This window comes from Klebsiella sp. GL120222-02 (assembly GCF_003097195.1).
Classification (GTDB): domain Bacteria; phylum Pseudomonadota; class Gammaproteobacteria; order Enterobacterales; family Enterobacteriaceae; genus Klebsiella; species Klebsiella variicola.
The window spans coordinates 15,005-37,525 of the sequence record NZ_QEQO01000012.1 but is presented as its reverse complement, the minus strand read 5'-3'; the positions used below and the strand labels follow the sequence as shown (position 1 = coordinate 37,525).

Here is a 22,521-nt window from a genome sequence, read left to right as displayed (position 1 = left end):
GCTTGAAGACCCCCTTTCTGTTCATCCTGCGCTTACGCCAGCTGGCGAAGCATCCGGCGCAGCGGCTCCGCAGCGCCCCACAACAGCTGGTCGCCAACGGTAAAGGCCGACAGATACTCCGGCCCCATGTTCAGTTTACGCAGGCGTCCGACCGGGGTGGTCAGGGTGCCCGTCACCGCGGCTGGGGTCAGCTCGCGCATGGTAATCTCACGATCGTTCGGTACCACTTTGGCCCACGGGTTGTGCGCGGCCAGCAGCTCCTCAACGGTCGGGATAGACACATCTTTCTTCAGCTTGATGGTGAACGCCTGGCTGTGGCAGCGCAGCGCGCCAACGCGGACGCACAGGCCGTCTACCGGGATAACGGACGAGGTGGCGAGGATCTTGTTGGTCTCCGCCTGGCCTTTCCACTCTTCGCGGCTCTGGCCGTTATCCAGCTGTTTGTCGATCCACGGGATCAGGCTGCCCGCCAGCGGTACGCCGAAGTTATCCACCGGCAGCTCGCCGCTGCGGGTCAGCGACGTCACTTTGCGCTCGATATCCAGAATGGCGGAAGCCGGATTCGCCAGCTCTGCCGCAACATGGTTGTGCAGCTGACCCATCTGGCTCAGCAGCTCGCGCATATGACGCGCGCCGCCGCCGGAAGCCGCCTGGTACGTTGCCACGCTGACCCACTCCACCAGATCCTGGGCAAACAGGCCGCCGAGGGACATCAGCATCAGGCTAACGGTACAGTTGCCGCCGACAAAGGTTTTGATGCCGTTATTCAGGCCGGCGGTGATCACGTCCTGGTTAACCGGGTCGAGGATAATGATCGCATCATCCTTCATGCGCAGCGAAGAGGCGGCGTCAATCCAGTAACCCTGCCAGCCGCTTTCGCGCAGCTTCGGGTAAATCTCGTTGGTGTAATCGCCGCCCTGGCACGTGACAATAATGTCCAGTGCCTTCAGAGCGTCCAGATCGAACGCATCCTGAAGCGTGCCACCGGTGCTACCGCCGAATGACGGCGCTGGCTGTCCCAGCTGGGAGGTAGAGAAGAACACCGGGCGAATGGCGTCGAAATCGCGCTCTTCAACCATGCGTTGCATGAGAACAGAGCCGACCATTCCGCGCCAGCCGATAAAACCAACATTTTTCATAACGTATTCCTGCGAGGTGTGTGCTGTTTGTGCCTGGCCAGTTTCCAACTGGATTATCCCTCACCTTACAAAATGCAGCTAAAGTCGCAAGTGAAATTAATCAATGATTGCTGAACAATCAGAAAAGCAACTTATCCTGCACATTGTCCACCGTCGCTGGTCGTCGTCAAAAACGCAACGATTATCGGGGAAATCCCCTGCGCAATGGAATATTTTCCGTTGCTATTTTATTGATCCTGATTATGGATTGAGCGCGAAATCAGGTGATTTACCGCTTGCCAAATAAACGCATCAAACCCAGGCACAGCAAGGGCTGACGAGGGATACGAGTATCGTCGTAGCGCTAATAAGGGCGAATAGCAGGCAAGGAAAAGGGGGAAAAAGGGCGGCTTATTACAAAGAAGCCAGGGTAAGCAGCGTTACCCTGGCTTTTTATACCCCGCGAGCGGGAGGTGAGCGGGCTTAGCTCAGCAGCTGGAAAGCGATCATACCGACAATCGCCCCGGTGGTACCCAGGATGGTTTCCATCATGGTCCAGGTTTTCAGCGTCTGGGCTTCCGTCGCACCGGTAAATTTACCGAACAGCCAGAAGCCGGCATCGTTCACGTGGCTCACCACAATCGAGCCGCCGGCGATACAGATAGACAACGCTGCCATCTGCGCACCGCTGTAGTTCAGTTGCTCAATGACCGGCATCACCAGGCCAACCGCCGTCAGACAAGCAACGGTGGCAGAGCCCTGAATGATACGGACGGCAGCCGCCAACACGAAGCAGGTAATCGCAATCGGCAGACCCAGGCCTGTCAGCGCTTCGCCGAGCGCCGGGCCGACGCCGGAGTCAACCAGCACCTGCTTGAAGACGCCGCCGGCGCCGATCACCAGCAGGATAATCCCCGCCGGCTGCAGCGCGTGGCCACAGATCTCCATCACGCGGTCTTTCGCCATCCCCTGGCGCATCGCCAGGCCGTAGATCGCGACCAGGCAGGCAACCAGGATCGCGGTGAACGGATGGCCGATAAACTCGAACCATTCGTAGGCAGTGGAACCCACCGGCACAAAGCGCGCGGCGATGGTTTTTAGACCCACCAGCACCAGCGGCAGCAGGATCAGCGACAGGCTAAAGCCGAAGGAGGGCATTTTTCCTTCGCCGAGATGCGGTTCGCTGATATCGTCAGGAATATGCAGCTCAACGTAGCGGCTAATGAAGTTACCCCACAACGGACCGGCGATAATCATCCCCGGGATCGCGGCGCACAGGCCAATCAGGATCATCCAGCCAAAGTCGGCGTGCATTTGCGACGCCAGCAGCATCGGCGCCGGCCCGGGAAGCAGGAACGCGGCGGCGGCGGCCACCCCTGCAAACAGCGGGATCACCAGCTTCACGAGGTTAGTGCCGGTATGGCGCGCCATCGAGAAAGCGACGCTGATCAGCAGGACAATGGCCACTTCGAAGAACAGCGGCAGCGCGCAGATAAGACCGGCAAGACCAATCGCATAGTGCGCGCGGTTGTGGCCGAAGGATTTGAGCATCTTGACGGCAATCTGATCGACCGCCCCCGTTTCATGCAGGATCTTACCGAACATCGCGCCGAGCGCGACGACGATCGCCAGGAAGCCCAGCGTACCGCCCATCCCTTTCTCCATCGTCGCCGCGATTTTATCCAGCGGCATGCCGGAGAAAAGACCTGCACCAATAGAAACCACCATCAAAGCCACGAAGGCGTGCATCCGCGCTTTCATGACTAAAAACAGCAGCAGCAATACCGAGCCGACTGCTGTTAAAACAAGCGTTAAAGTACTCACTAGTGACTGCCTTTGTTGATCACCTCGATGGTGCTGGCCACCACGCCTTCCAGCGGCTGGTCGATATCGACGATAAGCACATCGCTCTCGTCGGCGCCTGGTTCCTGCAGCGTTTCAAACTGCGTCACCAACATTTGGGTTTTGAAGAAGTGTCCTTTGCGTGCCTTCAGACGGTTTTCGATCACGTCGAAATCGCCTTTCAGATAGATGAAGGAGAGGTTCGGGTTGCCCTTGCGCAGAATGTCGCGGTAGCTCTTCTTCAGCGCCGAGCAGACGATCAGCGACACCTTGTTGGTACGCTGCATAGCAAACGCGGCGTCATTCAGCGCCTGCAGCCACGGCGTGCGGTCATCATCGTTCAGCGGCTCACCGGAGGCCATCTTGGTGATGTTGCTGCGCGGATGCAGAAAGTCGCCGTCGAGAAACGCGGCATGCAGTTGATGCGCCACTTCGCTGGCGACAGCGGATTTCCCGCTGCCGGAAACGCCCATCAGAACATAGACGTGGTGATCATGATTAGTCGTGCTCAAAGCATCCTCCCACCGGACAGGTACGCCGCGCCATGGCTGACTCATCCAGCGCGAAGGCGGCGTATCGGTTAATTGTTACGGGTAACTGTTATCGGTAACATTGTCATGCCGGACCTGTGGAGAAGCAATATCCATTCGTGCCAGATGTGAATATGTGTGATCTACTTCAAACTTGTCAGTTTAAATTGATCCGCCCGGTGACAATGTGAAACCTAAATCTAACATCTTAGGGGTAATCGCTTCACCACGAATGCGCGCCAGCAGCCGTTCGGCGCCGATGCGTCCCATCCGCTCGCGCGGGGTCAGGACGCTGGCGAGACGCGGCTCCATCACCTGGCCGATATCATGGCCGTGGAACCCGGCGATCGCCATATCATCGGGGATCTTCAGCCCCAGACGCTGGCATTCAAACGCCGCGCCGACCGCAAGGTCATCGTTGGTACAGAAGATACCGTCAAGCTGCGGATATTCGCGGCGCGCCTGACGCATCAGCTCAATACCCGACGAGTAGGACGAAGACTGCTCCACCATCACGCTATAGGGCGTCATCCCGGCGTCGAGCATCGCCTGCTCGTACCCCTTCTGTTTGATGATAGTTCGTTCATCGAGACGCGCCCCCAGATAGGCGACGTGGCGGTGGCCGCGGGCGATAATCGCTGCGGTCATCTGCCGGGCGGCTTCAAAGTTATCAAACCCGACGGCGATATCGAGGCACGGCGACCGGCTGTCCATCAGCTCCACCACCGGAATGCCGGCGACTTCAATCATCTTCAGGGTGCGAGGCGTATGAGTTCGTTCGGTGAGGATCAGGCCGTCAATGTTCCAGGAGAGCATCGATTCGAGGCGTTTCTCTTCCATTTCCGGCTTATAGCCGTAGTGCGCCAGCATGGTTTGATAGCCGAAGGCGTCGGTGACGCTTTCGATACCGCGCAGCACTTCCGAGAAGACCTGGTTAGTTAACGACGGCAGCAGCACGCCGATGGCGCGGCTGGTCGCGTTGGAGAGAATGTCAGGGGCGCGATTGGGAATATAACCCAGTTCATCGAGGGCAACGGCAATCTTGCCACGCAGCGCTTCGGAGACCTGCTCCGGGTTGCGTAAATAGCGACTGACCGTCATTTTGGTCACGCCGACAAGATCGGCTACATCCTGAAGTACGGGTCTTTTCTTTTTCATCGTCCTGACTGTGATCAACGGGGAAACATTTTCTCAGTTTATCACGGACAAAGCGCAACCTTCGCCGATGTTGGAGAAGGTTGCGCAATTTATTTAACCTGGCTCAGATAACTATCAAACCGGCGGCAGATCGAACAGCAGGATCTCGCTATCGCTGTCGGCATGAACCGAAATCGCCTGCTCGTCCCAGATGGCCAAACCGTCGCTGGTGGTGGCTTTGGTACCGTTGATGGTCACTTCGCCTTTGACCACCTGGATCCACACGCGGCGTTCCGCGGCAATCTGGTGAACCGACTGCTCATCTTTCAGCAGCGCCCAGCGATAGAGTTCCATATCCTGGTACACCTTCAGCGAGCCATCTCGCGCATCTGGCGACAACACCAGCTGTTTGCCCTGGGCGGCGTCGAAGCGGCGCTGCTCGTAGCGCGGGGTAATGCCGGTTTCTTCCGGAATAATCCAGATCTGATACAGACGCAGACGATCGGTTTTGCTCGGGTTGTACTCAGAGTGGCGCACCCCGGTACCCGCACTCATGATCTGGAACTCGCCTGCCGGCACCTGCTCTTTGTTGCCCATACTGTCCTGGTGCTCCACCGCCCCTTCCAGCACATAAGTCAGGATTTCCATGTCTTTGTGTGGATGGGTACCGAAGCCCTGACCAGCGTCGATGACGTCGTCGTTAATCACCCGCAGGGCAGAGAAGCCCATAAAATTCGGGTCATAATAGTTGGCGAAAGAGAAAGTATGCCAGGAATCCAGCCAACCATGGTTAGCGTGGCCACGTTCGTTCGCTTTGCGTAAGTAGATCATGTTGCACCCCCGTATGTTTTCGATGGAGTCAGTGTGGACCCATTTCGCCGTCGATCATAGAGGGTGAAAATTGACTCCTCTGTTCAAAAAATATGAACAAGCGTCGAGGAGCCCGTTTTGCTTATTTTGCCAGGGTGATGGTGGCCGGAGAAGGCTGTTCAAAGCCGCGCTCCAGGATCTCCATATTGGTGAGAACGTCAGATTCCTTGACGTAATTCGGCTGGCCGTTGACGAGAGTGTCATACAGCGCGTCGTACACCCGACCGTAGTCGCCGGTCTCCAGCGGCACCGCTTCACGCACCGTCTCCCCCGCCTCGTTGACGTACACCAGCTCGCCGACGCTGTCGTCCGCGCCAAAACCCGGCTCGCCCGGCATGATATTGGCCTTCAGGCTGGTCTCCTGCTGGTCAATGCCGTATTTCACAAACGAACCTTTATGGCCGTGAACGATGAATTTCGGGTAGTCGATCTGCACCAGGTGGCTGGTTTTGACGATGGCCTTCAGATCGCCGTAGAACAGTTGGGCCTCAAAGGTGTCATCCGGGTTGGCTTTATTGCGCAGCGAGCGCAGATCGTAAGAGACATGGTCCGGACGGCCGAACAGCGAAATGATCTGATCCAGGGTATGCACGCCGAGACCATAGAACTCGCCGTTTTGCGGGCCGCCGGGGTTGGTCTCCGCCACCGGGCGGTAGTTATCGAAATGACTTTCGATCTCCACCAGTTCGCCGAGTTTCCCGCTCTCAATCACCTTTTTGGTGGTCAGGAAGCAGGAGTCGAAGCGACGATTCTGGTAGGGCGTCACCGTGAGGCCCTTGCTGTTTGCCAGGGAAAACAGGGTTTTTGCTTCCTCAAGCGTCGGGGTGAACGGCTTTTCCACCAGCACGTTTTTCCCCGCCTCCAGCGCCTTTTTCGCATATTCGAAATGACTGTCGGCGTGGGTGCAGACCACCACCAGTTTGACCTGTGGGTCGTTTAACACGTCATCAAGATCGCTGGTGAAATGGATATGGGAATACTGCGGCGCCTGCTCCTCGGGCTTCGCCCGGCGGCGGTAGATATGCGCCACATGCCAACGGTCTTTGCGGTGCAAAACGTAAGGAAGATGGTAGCGGGTGGTGCTTTTACCAAAGCCAATAAATGCGCAGTGCAGAGTCATAACGCTGTCCTTAGTTGATGAGCTACCTTCAACCATAGCGCAAGCCGGGCCATCACTTCATCCTCTCTGTCCGCTTTCCTGGAAGATTCGCCAGCAAAATAGTTCAAGCATCACTTATACGAAAATATTAATAACCAATTGATTAACCAAGAATTAATTCGCCATTTTCCAGCTAAAAAACTTGATCCTAACGGCGAAACTACGGATAAGTGGAGGGCAAACCAGGACGTTACTGATGACTAACGGAGTAGCCAGCCGCTGCTAATGGACAAACAGTATTTCGCCATAAACGGCACCCTTTTTTTCTGGCTTCTTGGACTGATCGCCTGGTCTGTCGATGCCATCGCGCTGGCGCGCCTGGCGGCCGCCTGCGCGCTTGTCGCTTTCCTCCTCCATAGCCAACGGAACAAGATTAACGCGATGTTTATTAAGAAAAATAAAACGGAACCTCAAGCGTCAGAAGCAGCCACACTTCCGGCAATAAACCCAGAACCCGAAGCGGTCGCCAGCAAAAAACACGAGACCACGATCATCGCCAGCGGGGTACATTTCGTCGGCAATATCGTCGCCAGCGGCCATGTCTATATTCACGGCCAGTTGACCGGCAACATTGAGGCCAAAGAGCATCTGATTAAGGTAATGCGTGAAGGCCAGGTGGAGGGCAACATCAGCTGCCGGGAGCTGATTATTGACGGCAAGGTGCAGGGCCAGTGTCATGGCGATAGCATCACCATCGAGGAGCACGGCCATCTGGATGGTACCCTCGCCTATCGCGCTCTGGCGATCAAGAAAGGCGGGGTTTTTAGCGGTCGCGCTGAAATGCTGGCCGCAGCGGAGAACAAAAGTCATATTCTCGGTCTGGTAGCAGACACGCCATCCAAAGCCGACGCGGAGCCCGCCAGGCCGCAGAGCGCCTGAAATAGCGGCAAAAAAAAAGCCAGCACCCGGCTGGCTAAAGTAATACTGGAAGCAATGTGAGCAATGTCGTGCTTTCAGGCTTTCCGCAAGGGTCTCCCTGAATGCAGGACAATAATAATCATTCTCATTCGCACTTGTCTACTTTTTTTTGCAAATAATGCGTGTTGACTCGAACGCCGTAGTCAGTGATGTTTAAAGGGACTTTTCACCTGAATGAGGAACAAGGAATGAGTGACATCGTGATACGCCATGCTGAACCGAAAGATATTGACGCGATTCGTCAAATTCACGCCCAGCCGGAGGTGTATCACAACACGCTACAGGTCCCTCATCCATCCGAACATATGTGGCGGGAGCGGCTAACCGATACGCCCGGCGTGAAGCAGCTGGTGGCCTGTATCGATGAGCAAGTCGTCGGCCATTTAAGCATTGCCGTCGTCCAACGTCCCCGCCGTAGCCACGTCGCCGATTTTGGTGTCAGCGTGGATTCGCGCTGGCACAACCGCGGCGTCGCCAGCGCGCTGATGCGTACCATGATTGATATGTGCGACAACTGGCTGCGGGTTGAACGTATTGAGCTGACGGTGTTCGCCGATAATGCCCCGGCGATTGCGGTGTATAAGAAGTACGGCTTTGAGATCGAAGGCACCGGCAGGCGTTACGCGCTGCGCAACGGTGAGTATGTGGATGCGTATTATATGGCGAGAATGAAGTAGCGTGTTGCCGGGTGGCGGCGACTGGCCGCCCTCTGTGCGCTCCCTGCGTCATGAGAGTCATAACGCAGAAGAAATATCGGGAGCGCAATGTGCTCTGAATTAACACAAAGCACATATTTTTCCCGGACCAAAAAGTTGCAAACCGATAACAGTATCTACGTTCGCACAGTTGTAGGCCCGGTAAGCGCAGCGCCACCGGGCAACACATCAATACCCCGCCGTTAAATCATCCGGCGAACGCGGATCGGAGGCGCCATACAGCATACCGTCCGGCCCTACCATGATGCTCTGGGTACTGCCCATCGCCTCTTTCAGCGCCACTTTCTGCCCCTTCGCCTCGAGCAGCTTCAGGGTATCCGGGCTAAAGCCTTTCTCCACCCGCAGCTCATCCGGCAGCCATTGATGGTGGAAACGCGGCGCGTTGGTGGCTTCCGCGACGTTCATCCCGAAATCGATGGTATTGACCACCATCTGCAGTACGGTGGTGATGATCCGACTGCCGCCCGGGCTGCCGGTCACCAGCCAGGTTTTGCCGTCTTTCACCACAATGGTCGGCGACATCGACGACAGCGGGCGTTTTTTCGGCTCCACCGCATTGGCGTCGCCGCCCACCAGACCATAAACGTTAGGCACGCCGGGCTTCGCCGAGAAGTCATCCATCTGGTTATTCAGCAGAATGCCGGAGTCCCCCGCCACAATGCCGGTACCGAAGGTGGTATTCAGCGTATAGGTCACCGCCACCGCATTACCCTCTTTATCGACCACCGAGAAGTGGGTGGTCTGGTTACTTTCATACGGCGCCAGCTTGCCCGGGCGGATCTGACTGGAAGGTTTGGCCTTGTTGACATCAATCTCGGCGGCAATTGCTTTGGCGTAAGCTTTGCTGGTCAGCGCCTGCCACGGCACTTTGACGAAGTCAGGGTCGCCGAGATATTCAGAACGGTCGGCATAGGCGTGTTTCTCCGCCTCCGCCATCACCTGCATAGCATCGGCACTGCCAAAGCCATATTTCTGCATATCGAAGTTTTCGAGGATATTGAGGATCTGCACGATGTGGATCCCGCCGGAAGACGGCGGCGGCATGGAATAAACCTCATACCCGCGATATTCGCCGCTAACCGGCGTACGCTCCACGGCCTTATAGCTGGCAAGATCGGCTTTGGTGATTAGCCCGCCGTGCTTTTTCATCTCGTCAGCGATCTGGTCGGCGATGGCCCCTTTATAGAAGGCCTCCGGGCCGTGCTCGGCAATCAGCTCCAGGCTCTTACCGAGATTCTTTTGCACCAGCCGGTCGCCCTTTTTCAGCGGCTCGCCGTTCTTCCAGAAGATCGCTTTACTGTTTTCATGCTGCGGGATCACTTCGCTGCCATAGGTCTTCAGATCGTCCGCCAGCGCATCGTTAACGATAAAGCCCTCTTCTGCCAGCTTAATCGCCGGGCGGATCACTTTGTTCAGCGGCATGGTGCCGTATTTTTCCAGGGCGAGAGAGAAACCGGCGACGCTGCCTGGCGTGCCGGAGGCCAGATGCGAAGTCAGTGATTTTTTACTGTCCGGGTTGCCCTGGTCGTCAAGGAACATGTCGCGGGTGGCCTGTTCCGGCGCCATTTCGCGGAAATCGATCGCCGTGGTCTTGCCGTCTTTAGTCCGCAGCAGCATAAAACCGCCGCCGCCGATATTCCCGGCCTGCGGATGCGTGACCGCCAGCGCGTAGCCAACCGCCACCGCCGCATCGACAGCGTTGCCGCCCTGGCGCAGAATATCCACGCCGACGCGGGTCGCCAGCGCGTCCACCGACGCCACCATCCCCTGCCGGGCGCGTACCGGGTGGAACACATCTTCCTCTACGCCATAAGAGACCGGCGGCGGCGGTGGCGGATTGGCGGCGACGGTGAAACTACCGCCCGCCAGCAACGCAGCGATGACCACCTGGCGCCATATTGTTGTTTTTATCATTGTCTTACTCCTGAAAGGTAGGTTTCATTCCCCGCTTAAGCCTGGTTGATAACTCCTAAAAAATCATTGTTATGGCGGATTCGAGGTACACTTAAGTGATCCCACGCACGGGAGGAGAAAACCATGAAAGCGATTCTGTTTCTGGCGGCGCTGATGCCGCTTGGCGTATTAGCCCAGCCGATCAATATTAATAACAACCCTAACCAGCCGGGTTACGTGGTGCCCAGCCAGCAGCGCATGCAAAATGAGATGAAGGTGCAGCAACAGCAGCAGCAGAGCATGCTGAAGCAGGATCTGAACAATCAGACCCGCTCGCAGCAGCAGCATTTGCAAAACCAGTTGCAGACGAATCAGCAGCGCGCGGCCCAGGGCGGTAATCTCAATCCGCCGCAGCAGGTGCTACCGAACAACAACGGTGGAATGCTGCGGCAGACCAACCCGTAAAGGTCAGCCGCCGCAAATCCGTCTTAAGGGTGGAAATTCGGCCCGATGACGTCAATGGCATCGGTGCAGATGCAATCTACACCCCAGCGCAGCAGCTCGGCGGCGCGCTGGGGTTTATTGACCGTGTACACCAGAATATGCAGGCCGGCCTGTTTCAGGCTCGCCACCCGCGCCGCATCCAACAGCTTGTGATTGAGGTGAATCGACACGCAGCCCAGCCGGGTGGTCAATTCGCGCCAGTCATCGCGCCACTCATCCAGCAGCAGCCCGCGCGGCAGCTCGGGCGCGGCTTCCTGCGCCGCCTCCAGAGCATCGATTTCAAAAGAGGAGAGCAGCGGCGCGGCCATGCCTTGCCACAGATCGCGCGCAGCCAGGGCCACCACGTTGCCGGTCTGCGGCCCCAGCCCGGTGGTCGGCTTAATTTCGATATTCGCCATCATACCGTGACGGCGGCAGCGCTCCGCCACCTGAGAGAGCAACGGCAGCGGCTCGCCCTTAAATTCACGGCTGAACCAGCTGCCGGCATCGACCTTCAGCAGATCGTCCCACGCCAGCTCGCCCGCCACGCCCCAGCCGTTGCTGGTGCGTTCGAGATTATCGTCATGCAGCAGAAAGATCTGCCCGTCCTTCGACAGCTTGGCGTCAAATTCAATCATCGTGTGCCCGTAGCGGGCGCCGACGTCGATAGCCGCCAGGGTGTTCTCCGGCGCCAGTTTACCGCCGCCGCGATGGGCGACGATGTGGGGATAAGGCCAGTTACTCATGCGCGTTGTCCTGTTTCACCATCAAAGAGGTGCAGATGTTCCAAAGGCAGATGCAGCCATAGCGTGCTGCCGCCCGCCGGGCGCTGCTGATGCGGCAGTCTGACCACCAGCTTCTGCTCGCCCCAGCGCCCGTGGGCGAGGTTATCGGCACCTAAAATTTCCAGGGTATCCATCAGCAGCGGAATGCCGCCTTGCGCCTGCGAGCTTAAAATAAAGTGCTCCGGGCGGATACCGAGCGTCATTTTACGCCCGGCGTAGCGCCGATGCTCGTGATTCATCGGCAACGCCATGCCACCGGCCAGCTCGAAGCGACCGCCGTCATCGCTGATGCGCCCTTCCAGCAGGTTCATGGCCGGGCTGCCGATAAAGCTTGCCACAAAGCGGCTGGCGGGCTTCTCATACACTTCCACCGGGGTGCCGATCTGCTCGGCAACGCCTTTATTCATCACCATCACCCGCTGGGCCAGGGTCATCGCTTCGACCTGATCGTGGGTGACGTACAGCGAAGTCGTTTTCAGGCGGCGATGCAGCTGCTGCAGTTCCAGACGCATCTGCACGCGCAGCTTGGCGTCGAGATTTGACAACGGTTCGTCGAACAGGAATACCGCCGGGTCACGCACGATAGCGCGGCCCATCGCCACGCGCTGGCGCTGACCGCCGGAGAGCTCCCGCGGGCGACGCTTGAGCAGACCATCCAGCTCCAGAATACGCGCCGCCTCCTGCACCCGCTCGGCAATCAATCCCTTACCCATGCCGCGGATCTTCAGCCCCCACGCCATGTTCTCTTCCACGCTCATATGCGGATAAAGCGCATAGTTCTGGAACACCATCGCGATGCCGCGATCTTTCGGTTCCATCTCAGTCACCCGTTTGCGATCGATCCAGATATCGCCGCTGGTCACCCGCTCCAGTCCGGCAACCATCCGTAGCAGCGTTGATTTCCCGCAGCCCGACGGGCCGACCATGACGATAAATTCCCCGTCCGCCACGTCCAGCGTCAGCGGTTGAATCACCTGGGTTTTGCCATCCCAGCTTTTGCTTACTGCCTGTAGTTTTAAACCAGCCATTTTATTTCTCACTATCGACCAGGCCACGCACAAAGGCGCGCTGCATGGCTAAAACGATGACGACCGGCGGGATCAGGGTCAGCAGCATCGCCGCCATCACCTGATTCCACTGGGTAGTACCTTCGCCGGTGGCGATCATGCCTTTAATACCGGCGACGGCGGTGCCAAGATTCACATCCTGAATAATCAGCAGCGGCCACAGATATTGGTTCCAGCCGTAGATAAAGGTGATGACGAACAGCGCCGCGAGATTGGTTTTCGACAGCGGCAGCACGATGTCGCGAAAGAAGCGCATCGGCGAAGCGCCATCGATACGCGCCGCTTCAATCAGCTCGTCCGGCAGGGTCATAAAGAACTGGCGGAACAGGAAGGTGGCGGTGGCCGAAGCCATCAACGGCAGCGTTAACCCGGCGTAGCTGTCGAGCATGTTGAGGTTAGCGATGACCTCCACCGTCGGGAAAATCCGCACCTCAACGGGCAGCATCAGGGTGATAAAGATCATCCAGAAGAACAGGTTACGCAGCGGAAAGCGGAACCAGACGATGGCGAACGCCGAAAGCATCGACACCACGATTTTGCCGACCGTAATGGCGAACGCCATGATGAAACTGTTGAGCATCATCAGCCAGAACGGCGCGCTGTTGACGCCGACGCCGTTCACCCAGATGGTCTTCATGTTCTCCAGCAGATGGCCGCCGGGGATCAGGGTCATCGGCGTTTCAAACACCGATTGGTTATCCAGCGTCGCCGCCACGAAGGCGACGTAGAGCGGGAATAAAATGACGGCAATACCCAGAATGAGCATGGTGTGGCTGAAAATCGTCAGCCCGCGACGGTTCTCAATCATTGGTAACGCACCTTACTTTCAACGTAACGGAACTGCACCACCGTCAGAATAATGACGAGGAACATCAGCACCACCGACTGTGCGGCGGAAGCGGAAAGATCGAGTCCGGCAAAACCTTCGCGATAGATTTTGTAGATCAAGGTGGTGGTGGCCTGCACCGGGCCGCCGGCGGTGGCGGCATCGATCACCGGGAAGGTGTCGAAGAAGGCGTAAACCAGGTTGACCACCAGCAGGAAGAAGCTCACCGGCGCAATCAATGGCAGCGCCAGCTTAAAGAAGCGACGAATCGGCCCGGCGCCGTCGATGGTGGCGGCCTCAACCAGCGAACGCGGGATCGACTGCAGCGCGGCGAAGAAGAACAGGAAGTTATAGCTTATCTGCTTCCATACCGAGGCGAAGACCACCAGGAACATCGCCTGGCCGCTGTTTTGCGCGTGGTTCCAGTCGTAGCCCAGCTCGCCGAGGAAATGGGTGATCAGCCCGCGCCCGGGGTTAAAAAGGAAGATCCACAGCACCGCCGCGACGGCGGGGGCCACGGCGTACGGCAGCAGCATCAGCGTTTGATAAAAGCGGCTGCCTCGCACCACATAGTCGACCAGCGCGGCAAAAAACAGCGAAACGAGCAGGCCGCTGACAGTCACCAGGGTGCTGAATTTTATAGTGGTCCAGAACGAGTCCAGATAGTACGGGTCGTGGAACAGCGCAACGAAGTTATCCAGGCCGACAAACTGGCTGGAGAGACCAAACGGATCGACACTCTGCAGCGAGTACCACAGCGCTTCGCCCGCGGGCCAGATAAAGAAAATCAGCGTGATAATCAGCTGCGGCGCGACCAGCACATAGGGCAGCCAGCGCGAGCGGAATACCGGACGGGATGATGACATTGAGATTGGGTTCCTGAACAATGCCGGGAGGCGGCTACGCCTTACCCGGCCTACATAGGGCACATCGTAGGCCCGGTAAGCGCAGCGCCACCGGGCAAGTTACAGATTACGATTTGGTCGCTTGCTCGAAGCGACGCAGCAACTGATTCCCACGCTGAACAGCGGAATCCAGCGCCTGTTGCGGGGTTTTCTTGCCGGTCCACACGCTCTCCAGCTCTTCATCGACGATGGTGCGGATTTGCGGCATGTTGCCCAGACGCAGGCCTTTGGTGAACGGCAACGGCGGCTTGTTCAGCATCTGGCGGGTGGCGATATCGGCGCCCGGGTTCTTATCATAGAAGCCCTGCTGGCGCGTCAGATCGTAGGCCGCAGTGGTGATCGGCAGATAGCCGGTTTTCTGGTGCCATTCGGCGGCGATTTCCGGTTTGGTCAGGAAGTCGAGGAACTTCGCCACGCCGGTGTAAGTCTCTTTGTCTTTACCCTGCATCACCCACAGGCTGGCCCCGCCGATGATGGCGTTCTGCGGCGCGCCTTTCACGTCGGCATCGTATGGCATCATGCCGACGCCGTAGTTGAATTTGGCATACTGACGAATATCGGCCAGCGAGCCGGATGACGCGGTAGTAATCCCGCAGTCGCCGTTATAGAACTTCTCGGTGGATTCGTCTTTACGCCCGAAGTAGCTGAAATCGCCCTTCTTGTTCATCTCTTCGAGCAGGGCGATATGCTTCACCTGCTCCGGCTTATTGAACTCCAGTACCGCATCGGTACCGTCGAAGCCGTTATTTTTCGTGGCCACCGGCAGACCATGCCAGGCGCTGAAGTTTTCAATCTGGATCCAGCCCTGCCAGCCGCTGGCGTACCCGCACTTCATCCCGGCGGCTTTCAGCTTCGCGGTATAGGCCGCCAGATCCTGCCAGGTCTTCGGCGGCTGCTCCGGATCTAAGCCGGCTTTTTTGAAGGCGTCTTTGTTGTAGTACAGCACCGGCGTAGAGCTGTTAAATGGCTGGGAGAGCAGATGGCCGGTTTTCGAATCGGTGTAATACCCGGATACCGTCGGCACGAACTGCGATTCATCAAACTTGATGCCCGCCTCGCTAAACACCTGGTACACCGGCTTAATGGCTTTTGACGCCATCATGGTGGCGGTGCCGACTTCATACACCTGCAGGATCGCCGGGGCGTTGCCGGTACGGAAAGCGGCGATACCAGCACTCAGGCTCTGTTCATAGTTGCCTTTGTATACCGGAACGATTTTGTAATCAGGATTGGCCGCGTTAAAGCGTTGCGCCAGAGAATCCACTTCTTTACCCAGCTCGCCTTCCATTGAGTGCCAGAATGGGATGGTGGTAACCGCCAGGGCCTGACCGGCAAAAGCCAGGCTCAGCGCCAGTCCTAAAGCTGTATGTCGTAACGATATCATCGGTTATCTCTCTTGTTGTGCCGGATGCGCGATTTCACGCGTTTTATGCTCGCGGGGTAACATGACATGTTCGAATTACAGAAAAATAACTTTTTTATTACAAAAAAAAGATAGTAACGGGTCAGAGAGATGACAAGCCGATGAAAGGACGGGGGAAGTAAAGTGGGAGCTGAGACACGGATAATATTTGCGCGATCGGCTCCCGGGGTCGGCGCAAGCGCCTCGCCCGGGCTACAACGGCTTGGGTAGCGCCGCCGGGTTGCAACGATTTAACCGTCATCCGCGCAAACGCGCGACAATCTGTTCCAGGGTAAGTTGCCCCGCTGCCGCCTCGACGGTCATGCCGACGAAGTCCGGATTCGCCGGCAATATAATTCCATTTCGCTTTAAAAAAAGCAGGGTAATAAACAGTGCCGTACGCTTATTTCCATCATTGAAAATATGGCCGCGAGAAATCACCAGCAGGTGCATCGCAGCGAGTCGCCACACGTCTGTCACACCTTCATATTCAATTTTGTTTAGCACCCTATACATTATCGCTTCGGCACGCCCCGGGTCGGGCATACCGGCAACGTCAGGCGTGACGCGGAGCAGCCTGTCGTGAAACTGTATTATCTCTTCCGCTGAGATAATCTGCAGCGTCATTTATCCGCAAGCTCCCTGATCTCATCACCATGAACCGCCATAATAGCCGCGAACTCATCATCCATTCTGGCCGCCTGGTAGCGTTCAAACTCTTCTGCACTAATGATGACCGCAGATTTATGCCCACGACGGGTAATGGTCACAGGTACACCTGTCACTGCGCTTTCCAGCACATCGGCCAGATTTTGTCGGGCTTCGCTATAGTTAACCGTTCTCATAAATACCTCCAAAGCTGTACTCTTTTATTGTACAACATACATGTACAAAAAAAGAGCCATCAGGCTCTTTTAAAGGTATTTGTGCGATCGGCTCCCGGGGTCGGCGCAAGCGCCTCGCCCGGGCTACAAACCGGCGAAGTGAATGACGCCGGGTTGCGATGAATTAACCGCCGAGATAGGCGCTGCGCACCGCTTCGTTGGCCAGCAGCGCGTCGCCGGTATCCTCCAGCACCACGTGACCGTTTTCCAGTACGTAGCCGCGATCGGCCAGCTTCAGCGCCTGGTTGGCGTTCTGCTCGACGAGGAAGATAGTCATCCCCTGCTCGCGCAGCTGCTCGATGGTGTCGAAAATCTGCTGAATGATAATCGGCGCCAGCCCTAATGAGGGCTCATCAAGCAGCAGCAGGCGCGGCTGGCTCATCAGAGCACGACCGATCGCCAGCATCTGCTGCTCGCCGCCGGACATGGTGCCGGCGCGCTGAATACGGCGTTCATGCAGACGCGGGAACAGCTCATACACCCATTTGATGCGGGTCTGGAACTGATCGCGGTCGGCAAAGAAACCGCCCATCGCCAGGTTCTCTTCCACCGTCATACGCGAAAAGACGCGCCGCCCTTCCGGGACGATCGCCACCGCTTCACGCATGATTTTCGCCGTCTGCCAGTCGGTAATATCCTTACCGTCAAAGACAATGCGCCCGCTGGAGGCGCGCGGATCGCCGCACAGCGTGCCAAGCAGGGTGGTTTTCCCCGCGCCGTTGGCGCCGATCAGCGTAACGATCTCGCCCTGTTTGATATGCAGGCTGACGTTGTGCAGCGCCTGAATCTTGCCGTAGTGGGCGCTGACGTTGTCAAAAGTTAACATCGCGTTTTCCATCTTATGCCTCACCAAGGTATGCGCGGATCACGTCCGGGTTATTACGAATCTCTTCCGGCGTCCCGTTGGCCAGCGGCGTCCCCTGGTTCACGACGTAGATGCGATCGGAAATGCCCATCACCAGCTTCATATCATGTTCGATAAGCAGGATGGTGGTGTTGTGATGGCTACGCAGCTCGGCGATAAGCTCATCCAGCTCTTTGGTCTCTTTCGGGTTAAGCCCCGCCGCCGGTTCATCAAGCATCAGGATCTCCGGCTGCGTCACCATACAGCGGGCGATCTCCAGCCGGCGCTGGTCGCCGTAGGCCAGGTTACTGGCCTGACGGTTGGCGTGCTCCAGCAGGCCGATACGCTCAAGCCAGGTGGCGGCCCGATCCAGGGCTTCGCTCTGCGCGCGACGGAAGGCCGGCGTTTTCAGCAGGCCGGAGAAGACGCCGGTTTTCAGCTGTTGATGCTGCGCCACCAGTAGGTTTTCAATCACCGTCATTTCGCGGAACAGACGCACGTGCTGGAAGGTTCGCACCACCCCCATCCGCGCAATCTGCTGGCCCGGCAGCCCTTCCAGGTGCTGGTCGCGCAGCATAATGGTGCCGCCAGTGGGCTTGTAGAAACCGGTCAGGCAGTTAAAGACGGTGGTCTTCCCGGCGCCGTTGGGGCCGATCAGCGAGACAATCTCGCGCTCTCTGAGCTCCAGCGACACATTGTTGACGGCCAGCAGGCCGCCGAAACGCATCATCAGGCCGCTGACGGATAATAATGGCTGACTCATGCCTGCTCTCCTTTCGCCTGACCGTTTTTCAGCTTCAACTGCACGCGCGTCATTGGCAGCAGCCCCTGCGGACGCCAGATCATCATCAGCACCATCAGGCCGCCGAGCATTAACATGCTGTATTCGTTGAAGTCACGCATCAGCTCGCGCGAGACCACCAGCAGAATAGCCGCGAGGATCACCGCGAACTGCGAGCCCATCCCGCCCAGCACCACGATCGCCAGCACGAAGGCCGACTCGGCGAAGGTGAAGGATTCCGGGCTGACGAAGCCCTGGCGCGCAGCGAACAGCGTCCCGGCGAAGCCAGCAAACGCGGCGCTGATGGTAAAGGCGGTCAGCTTGATGCGCGTCGGGCTCAGGCCCAGCGAACGACAGGCGATCTCATCTTCACGCAGCGCTTCCCACGCCCGCCCCAGCGGCATTCGCAGCAGGCGGTTGATGACGAACAGGCTGAGCACGACCAGCAGCAGCGCCACCAGGTAGAGGAAAATCACCCGATCGGAGGGATCGTATTTGACGCCGAAGAAATTGCTGAAGGTATCCCAGCCGCCTTCGCGGGCGGTACGGCTAAATTCAAGGCCGAAGAAAGTCGGTTTCGGGATCTGGCTGATGCCGTTCGGCCCGCCGGTGATCTCGGTATTGTTGAGCAGCAGAATACGCACAATTTCACCGAAGCCTAAGGTCACAATCGCCAGATAGTCGCCGCGCAGACGCAGCACCGGGAAGCCCAGCAGGAAGCCGGCCGCCGCAGAGACCAGGCCAGCCAGCGGCAGACAGGTCCAGAAGCCGAGACCGTAATAGTGGTTCAGCAGCGCGAAGGTATACGCGCCGATGGCGTAGAACCCGCCGTAGCCCAGCACCAGCAGGCCGGAAAGGCCGACCACCACGTTCAGCCCGAGGCCGAGGATGATATAGATCATCGTCAGGGTGGCGATATCCACCGTGCCGCGCGACACCATAAACGGCCAGGCCACGGCGATCACCAGCAGGGCTATCAGGAACAGCTTCTGCTTCACCGTTGAGCCGTCAATCGCCGGCATAATAAACTTCGGCCCGGAGACGTTCTTAACCGCTTTCTGGAACAGCGGCCGCAGCAGCTGGAAGAAAAAGACCACCGCGGTGCCGATAAAGATCCACTGCCAGCGAATATCGGCGGCGGTATCGACCACCAGCTTGGTGCCGTCCAGCTCCAGCTGCACGCCCATAAAGACGCCCGCCAGAATGAAGAACATCACGGCAGACAGCAGCGCCATTGCAATTTGCATCGGTTTCATACTTTTTCCACCTCCGGGCGGCCCAGAATGCCGGTCGGCATCACTAACAGCACCAGAATCAGCAGCGCGAAGGAAACGACGTCCTTATATTCAGTGCTGAGATAGGCAGAAGAGAGCGCCTCGGCAATACCCAGGATCAAGCCGCCGATCATTGCGCCAGGAATACTGCCGATACCGCCGAGCACGGCGGCGGTGAAGGCCTTCATCCCGGCCATAAAGCCGATGTAGGGGTTAATCACGCCGTAGAACTGACCGAGCAGCACGCCCGCCACCGCCGCCATCGCTGCGCCGATGACAAAAGTCAGGGCGATGACGCGGTCGGTGTTAATCCCGAGCAGGCTCGCCATTTTCAGGTCTTCGGCACAGGCGCGGCAGGCGCGCCCCATCCGCGAGTAGCGAATGAACAGCGTCAGGGCCAGCATGGCGATAAAGGTCACCACCCAGATCACCAGTTGCATGGTGGTGATCGTCGCGGAGAAGCTGTCGCTGTGGCCGACGATCCACTGGCCGTTAAACAAGCTTGGCAGCGCCACGTCGCGCGACCCCTGGGTCAGGCTGACGTAGTTCTGCAGGAAGATAGACATCCCGATAGCGGAGATCAGCGCAATCAGACGCTTAGAGTTACGCACCGGCCGATAGGCAACGCGCTCGATACTCCAGCCGTAGGCGCTGGCAATCACAATGGCGCCCACGAATCCGGCGGCGACCAGCAACCAGCTGGTGTCGATGCCCATCATCATCAGCGCGGCGATGATCATGAAGGAGACATAGCTGCCAATCATGTAGACCTCGCCGTGGGCGAAGTTGATCATGCCAATAATGCCGTACACCATCGTGTAGCCGATGGCGATCAGCGCGTAGGTACTGCCCAGCGTGACGCCGTTAAACATCTGCTGCAGAAAATAGAGAAACTGCTCGGACATAAGGTAACCTTTTTCAAACCGCCCGCGGTTCGCGGGCGGAGGGATAACTCGTCTTCAGCGCTTATTTCGCCGCGCTCGAAGAGCCGTCGGCGTGCCACTGGAAGACACCAAACTCAAATCCCTTCAGATCGCCTTTTTCATCCCAGGTCAGCGGCCCAATCACGGTTTTCGCCCCGTGCGCTTTCAAATCTTTGATTAAATCCAGCGGCTGCTGGCTGCCGGTTCTGTCCATCGCCTGCGCCAGCGACTGAACGGCGGCATAGGTGATCCAAACATACGGCCCGCTCGGATCTTTCTTCTCCGCTTTCAGCGCGTTGACGATGGCGCTATTGGCAGGGTCCTGATCGTAGCGTTTTGGCATTGTCACCAGCATGCCTTCCGCCGCGACGCCCGCGATATTGGACAGCGAGGCGTTGCCGACCCCTTCCGGCCCCATAAACACGGTTTTCAGCCCGACGGAGCGCGCCTGGCGCAGCATCTGGCCCATTTCCGGGTAGTAGCCGCCGTAGTAGACGAAGTCAATGTTCTCTTTCTTCAGGCGCGCCAGCAGGGCGGAGAAATCTTTTTCCCCCGCGGTGATGCCGTCGAAGAAGACGATATTGGCCCCGGCTTTCTTCAGGTTGTCCTGCACCGAACGCGCCAGCCCTTCGCCGTACTGCTGCTTGTCATGAATGATGGCGATACGCTGCGGTTTCACTTTCTCGACGATATATTTCGCCGCGGTCGGCCCCTGCGAGGAGTCGAGGCCGGCGGTACGCATGATGTACTGGTATCCGCGTTGGGTCAGCTCCGGGTTGGTTGCCCCGGGGGAGATCATCAGGATGCCTTCATCCTCATAGATGTCGGAAGCCGGCTGGGTGGAAGAGGAGCAGAGGTGGCCGATAACGTACTGAATGCCGTCGTTGACGATTTTGTTGGCCACCGCGACCGCTTGCTTCGGATCGCAGGCGTCGTCATATTCGACGGCCACCAGCTTGTCACCCTTAATACCGCCGCTGGCGTTGATGTCTTTAATCGCCTGACGCGCGCCATTGAACTCCATGTCGCCCCACTGGGCCACCGGACCCGACATCGCGCCGACCACGGCGACCTTAATATCCTTGGCCATCGCCGCGTGCGACATCGCTAATGCGACAATGCCCGCGACGATGGTTTTCGCGTTCCTTTTCATGCTGCAGAACCCCGTTCGTGATGTGGTGTAAATGTTTTGTATTTTTATGGTTAAAAAGCATTCTGTGCTTTTATTAAACAACGCCATTTTTACCATTGAGTTTAATGGTTTAGCGCAGCTTTTCACTAAAAAACAGATTAAAATCTCTATTTTTCAGTCGATTAAGCAAAGATAATATTCTGTATTTTGGTGAAGATAAACAAAAAAAAGTCCATCCTGCAGCATAAAATAACGATACATAAGGCGGAATAAAACGCTGCACATTAGGTTAAAATTCTGCTTATTTTTCGATCCATGACGGATTGCGCTACCCTGACTACATCCGGAAAACGAATCCCCTGATGTATGCGCAAAAAACAGCGCTCCGCCAGACAGCAATTTTGGGTACACTGGCGCCTCTGTTTTGCACTGGATTTGCCGCCCATGAAACTGACCATTATCCGTTTACAGCACTTCAGCGATCAGGATCGCATCGACCTGGGGAAAATCTGGCCGTCGCAGGATCTGTCGACCCTAACCCTGGACGAGAATCATCGTCTCTACGCCGCCCGCTTTAACGAACGCCTGCTGGGCGCCGTGCGCGTCACCCTGCGCGGCGTCGAAGCCGAGCTCAGCGATCTGTGCGTGCGTGAAGTGACCCGCCGCCGCGGCGTCGGGCAATACTTAGTGGAAGAGACGTTGCGTGATAACCCGGCCATCAATAGCTGGCGCGTCGCCGACCAAGGGGTGGAGGACCGCGGCGTGATGGCCGCATTTATGCAGGCGCTCGGCTTTAGCGCCCAGCAGACCGGTTGGGAAAAGCATTAAGCCGTAGCCCCAATATGCGGAGCATGACCAAGGAAGAACCCGGCGGCGCTTCGCTTAGCCGGGCTACCTGGAAATTGTAGCCCCGGTAAGCGCAGCGCAACCGGGGTCAGACAACGCATCTGCGGCGTGAAAGGCCCCCCCCCATTTAACCCAGCATTTCGCGTTGCAAAAAGGCGTCAAGACCCGAAATCCCCGGGAGCTTAC

At 57.6% G+C, this 22,521-nt stretch carries 23 protein-coding genes and 1 pseudogene; 5 read left to right on the top strand and 19 right to left on the bottom strand.

Annotated elements, in window-relative coordinates; translation table 11 throughout:
• Positions 1 to 32: 32 nt before the first annotated feature.
• The gene (gene asd / locus N438_RS25495; protein ID WP_008806986.1) at positions 33 to 1,139 is read right to left on the bottom strand and encodes an aspartate-semialdehyde dehydrogenase; all 1,107 of its coding nucleotides are present in this window, start codon (positions 1,137 to 1,139) and stop codon (positions 33 to 35) included.
• 103 nt (positions 1,140 to 1,242) lie between these two features.
• Between asd and N438_RS28940 the strand changes: the two are divergent.
• A pseudogene (locus N438_RS28940) lies at positions 1,243 to 1,605 on the top strand (hypothetical protein).
• Here N438_RS28940 and gntU read toward each other — a convergent pair.
• The 5 genes from gntU to N438_RS25465 form a co-directional block, all read right to left on the bottom strand.
• Positions 1,602 to 2,942, bottom strand: a complete 1,341-nt coding sequence (gntU, locus tag N438_RS25485; RefSeq protein ID WP_008806984.1) for a gluconate transporter — start codon at positions 2,940 to 2,942, stop codon at positions 1,602 to 1,604. The pseudogene N438_RS28940 and the gene gntU sit on opposite strands and share 4 nt — an antisense overlap.
• Positions 2,942 to 3,472: a gluconokinase gene (gene gntK / locus N438_RS25480; protein WP_012540395.1), complete on the bottom strand. Its 531-nt coding sequence runs from the start codon at positions 3,470 to 3,472 to the stop codon at positions 2,942 to 2,944. The genes gntU and gntK overlap by 1 nt, the downstream gene beginning before the upstream one ends.
• A gap of 180 nt (positions 3,473 to 3,652) precedes the next feature.
• Entirely contained in the window at positions 3,653 to 4,648 is a 996-nt protein-coding gene (gene gntR, locus N438_RS25475; RefSeq protein ID WP_002920777.1) for a gluconate operon transcriptional repressor GntR, read from the bottom strand.
• A 114-nt stretch (positions 4,649 to 4,762) separates the two neighbouring features.
• Entirely contained in the window at positions 4,763 to 5,458 is a 696-nt protein-coding gene (locus N438_RS25470; protein ID WP_002920779.1) for a pirin family protein, read from the bottom strand.
• Positions 5,459 to 5,579: 121 nt separating this feature from the next.
• A complete protein-coding gene (locus N438_RS25465; protein ID WP_012967125.1) occupies positions 5,580 to 6,617 on the bottom strand; it encodes an oxidoreductase in 1,038 nt (345 codons plus the stop codon).
• A 264-nt stretch (positions 6,618 to 6,881) separates the two neighbouring features.
• Between N438_RS25465 and N438_RS25460 the strand changes: the two genes are divergently transcribed.
• Positions 6,882 to 7,535 (top strand): polymer-forming cytoskeletal protein, encoded by a 654-nt coding sequence (locus N438_RS25460; protein ID WP_008806981.1) that lies wholly within the window; start codon positions 6,882 to 6,884, stop codon positions 7,533 to 7,535.
• 227 nt (positions 7,536 to 7,762) lie between these two features.
• A complete protein-coding gene (yhhY, locus tag N438_RS25455; RefSeq protein ID WP_004181470.1) occupies positions 7,763 to 8,251 on the top strand; it encodes an N-acetyltransferase in 489 nt (162 codons plus the stop codon).
• A 207-nt stretch (positions 8,252 to 8,458) separates the two neighbouring features.
• On the opposite strand, the gene ggt is transcribed toward yhhY, so the two are convergent.
• Positions 8,459 to 10,204 (bottom strand): gamma-glutamyltransferase, encoded by a 1,746-nt coding sequence (ggt, locus tag N438_RS25450; protein WP_016161911.1) that lies wholly within the window; start codon positions 10,202 to 10,204, stop codon positions 8,459 to 8,461.
• A gap of 123 nt (positions 10,205 to 10,327) precedes the next feature.
• Here ggt and N438_RS25445 point away from each other — a divergent pair, with 123 nt between their 5' ends.
• A complete protein-coding gene (locus tag N438_RS25445) occupies positions 10,328 to 10,648 on the top strand; it encodes a DUF2756 family protein (RefSeq protein ID WP_008806979.1) in 321 nt (106 codons plus the stop codon).
• 23 nt (positions 10,649 to 10,671) lie between these two features.
• On the opposite strand, the gene ugpQ is transcribed toward N438_RS25445, so the two are convergent.
• The 12 genes from ugpQ to livK form a co-directional block, all read right to left on the bottom strand.
• Positions 10,672 to 11,412 carry a glycerophosphodiester phosphodiesterase gene (gene ugpQ, locus N438_RS25440; RefSeq protein WP_016161912.1) on the bottom strand — a complete coding sequence of 247 codons (741 nt, stop codon included), beginning with the start codon at positions 11,410 to 11,412 and terminating at the stop codon, positions 10,672 to 10,674.
• Entirely contained in the window at positions 11,409 to 12,479 is a 1,071-nt protein-coding gene (locus tag N438_RS25435) for a sn-glycerol-3-phosphate import ATP-binding protein UgpC (protein ID WP_023323353.1), read from the bottom strand. Before N438_RS25435 ends, ugpQ begins: the two co-directional genes overlap by 4 nt.
• 1 nt (position 12,480) lies before the next feature.
• Positions 12,481 to 13,326: a sn-glycerol-3-phosphate ABC transporter permease UgpE gene (gene ugpE / locus N438_RS25430; protein ID WP_008806976.1), complete on the bottom strand. Its 846-nt coding sequence runs from the start codon at positions 13,324 to 13,326 to the stop codon at positions 12,481 to 12,483.
• Entirely contained in the window at positions 13,323 to 14,210 is an 888-nt protein-coding gene (gene ugpA / locus N438_RS25425; protein ID WP_110195414.1) for a sn-glycerol-3-phosphate ABC transporter permease UgpA, read from the bottom strand. The genes ugpE and ugpA overlap by 4 nt, the downstream gene beginning before the upstream one ends.
• A 106-nt stretch (positions 14,211 to 14,316) precedes the next feature.
• Positions 14,317 to 15,633, bottom strand: a complete 1,317-nt coding sequence (ugpB, locus tag N438_RS25420; protein ID WP_022066271.1) for a sn-glycerol-3-phosphate ABC transporter substrate-binding protein UgpB — start codon at positions 15,631 to 15,633, stop codon at positions 14,317 to 14,319.
• 276 nt (positions 15,634 to 15,909) lie between these two features.
• The gene (locus N438_RS25415) at positions 15,910 to 16,278 is read right to left on the bottom strand and encodes a type II toxin-antitoxin system death-on-curing family toxin (RefSeq protein WP_008806973.1); all 369 of its coding nucleotides are present in this window, start codon (positions 16,276 to 16,278) and stop codon (positions 15,910 to 15,912) included.
• Entirely contained in the window at positions 16,275 to 16,496 is a 222-nt protein-coding gene (locus N438_RS25410) for a type II toxin-antitoxin system Phd/YefM family antitoxin (protein ID WP_004174006.1), read from the bottom strand. Before N438_RS25410 ends, N438_RS25415 begins: the two co-directional genes overlap by 4 nt.
• Positions 16,497 to 16,659: 163 nt before the next feature.
• Positions 16,660 to 17,373, bottom strand: coding sequence for a high-affinity branched-chain amino acid ABC transporter ATP-binding protein LivF (gene livF, locus N438_RS25405; RefSeq protein ID WP_004145133.1), 714 nt, complete (start codon positions 17,371 to 17,373; stop codon positions 16,660 to 16,662).
• Position 17,374: 1 nt separating this feature from the next.
• Positions 17,375 to 18,142, bottom strand: coding sequence for a high-affinity branched-chain amino acid ABC transporter ATP-binding protein LivG (gene livG, locus N438_RS25400; RefSeq protein ID WP_023340787.1), 768 nt, complete (start codon positions 18,140 to 18,142; stop codon positions 17,375 to 17,377).
• A complete protein-coding gene (livM, locus tag N438_RS25395; protein ID WP_008806971.1) occupies positions 18,139 to 19,416 on the bottom strand; it encodes a branched chain amino acid ABC transporter permease LivM in 1,278 nt (425 codons plus the stop codon). The genes livG and livM overlap by 4 nt, the downstream gene beginning before the upstream one ends.
• A complete protein-coding gene (gene livH / locus N438_RS25390) occupies positions 19,413 to 20,339 on the bottom strand; it encodes a high-affinity branched-chain amino acid ABC transporter permease LivH (protein WP_012540389.1) in 927 nt (308 codons plus the stop codon). The genes livM and livH overlap by 4 nt, the downstream gene beginning before the upstream one ends.
• Before the next feature lie 61 nt (positions 20,340 to 20,400).
• A complete protein-coding gene (livK, locus tag N438_RS25385; protein WP_110195413.1) occupies positions 20,401 to 21,510 on the bottom strand; it encodes a high-affinity branched-chain amino acid ABC transporter substrate-binding protein LivK in 1,110 nt (369 codons plus the stop codon).
• Positions 21,511 to 21,933: 423 nt separating this feature from the next.
• Here livK and panM point away from each other — a divergent pair, with 423 nt between their 5' ends.
• Positions 21,934 to 22,317 carry an aspartate 1-decarboxylase autocleavage activator PanM gene (panM, locus tag N438_RS25375; protein ID WP_012540387.1) on the top strand — a complete coding sequence of 128 codons (384 nt, stop codon included), beginning with the start codon at positions 21,934 to 21,936 and terminating at the stop codon, positions 22,315 to 22,317.
• Positions 22,318 to 22,521 lie beyond the last annotated feature (204 nt).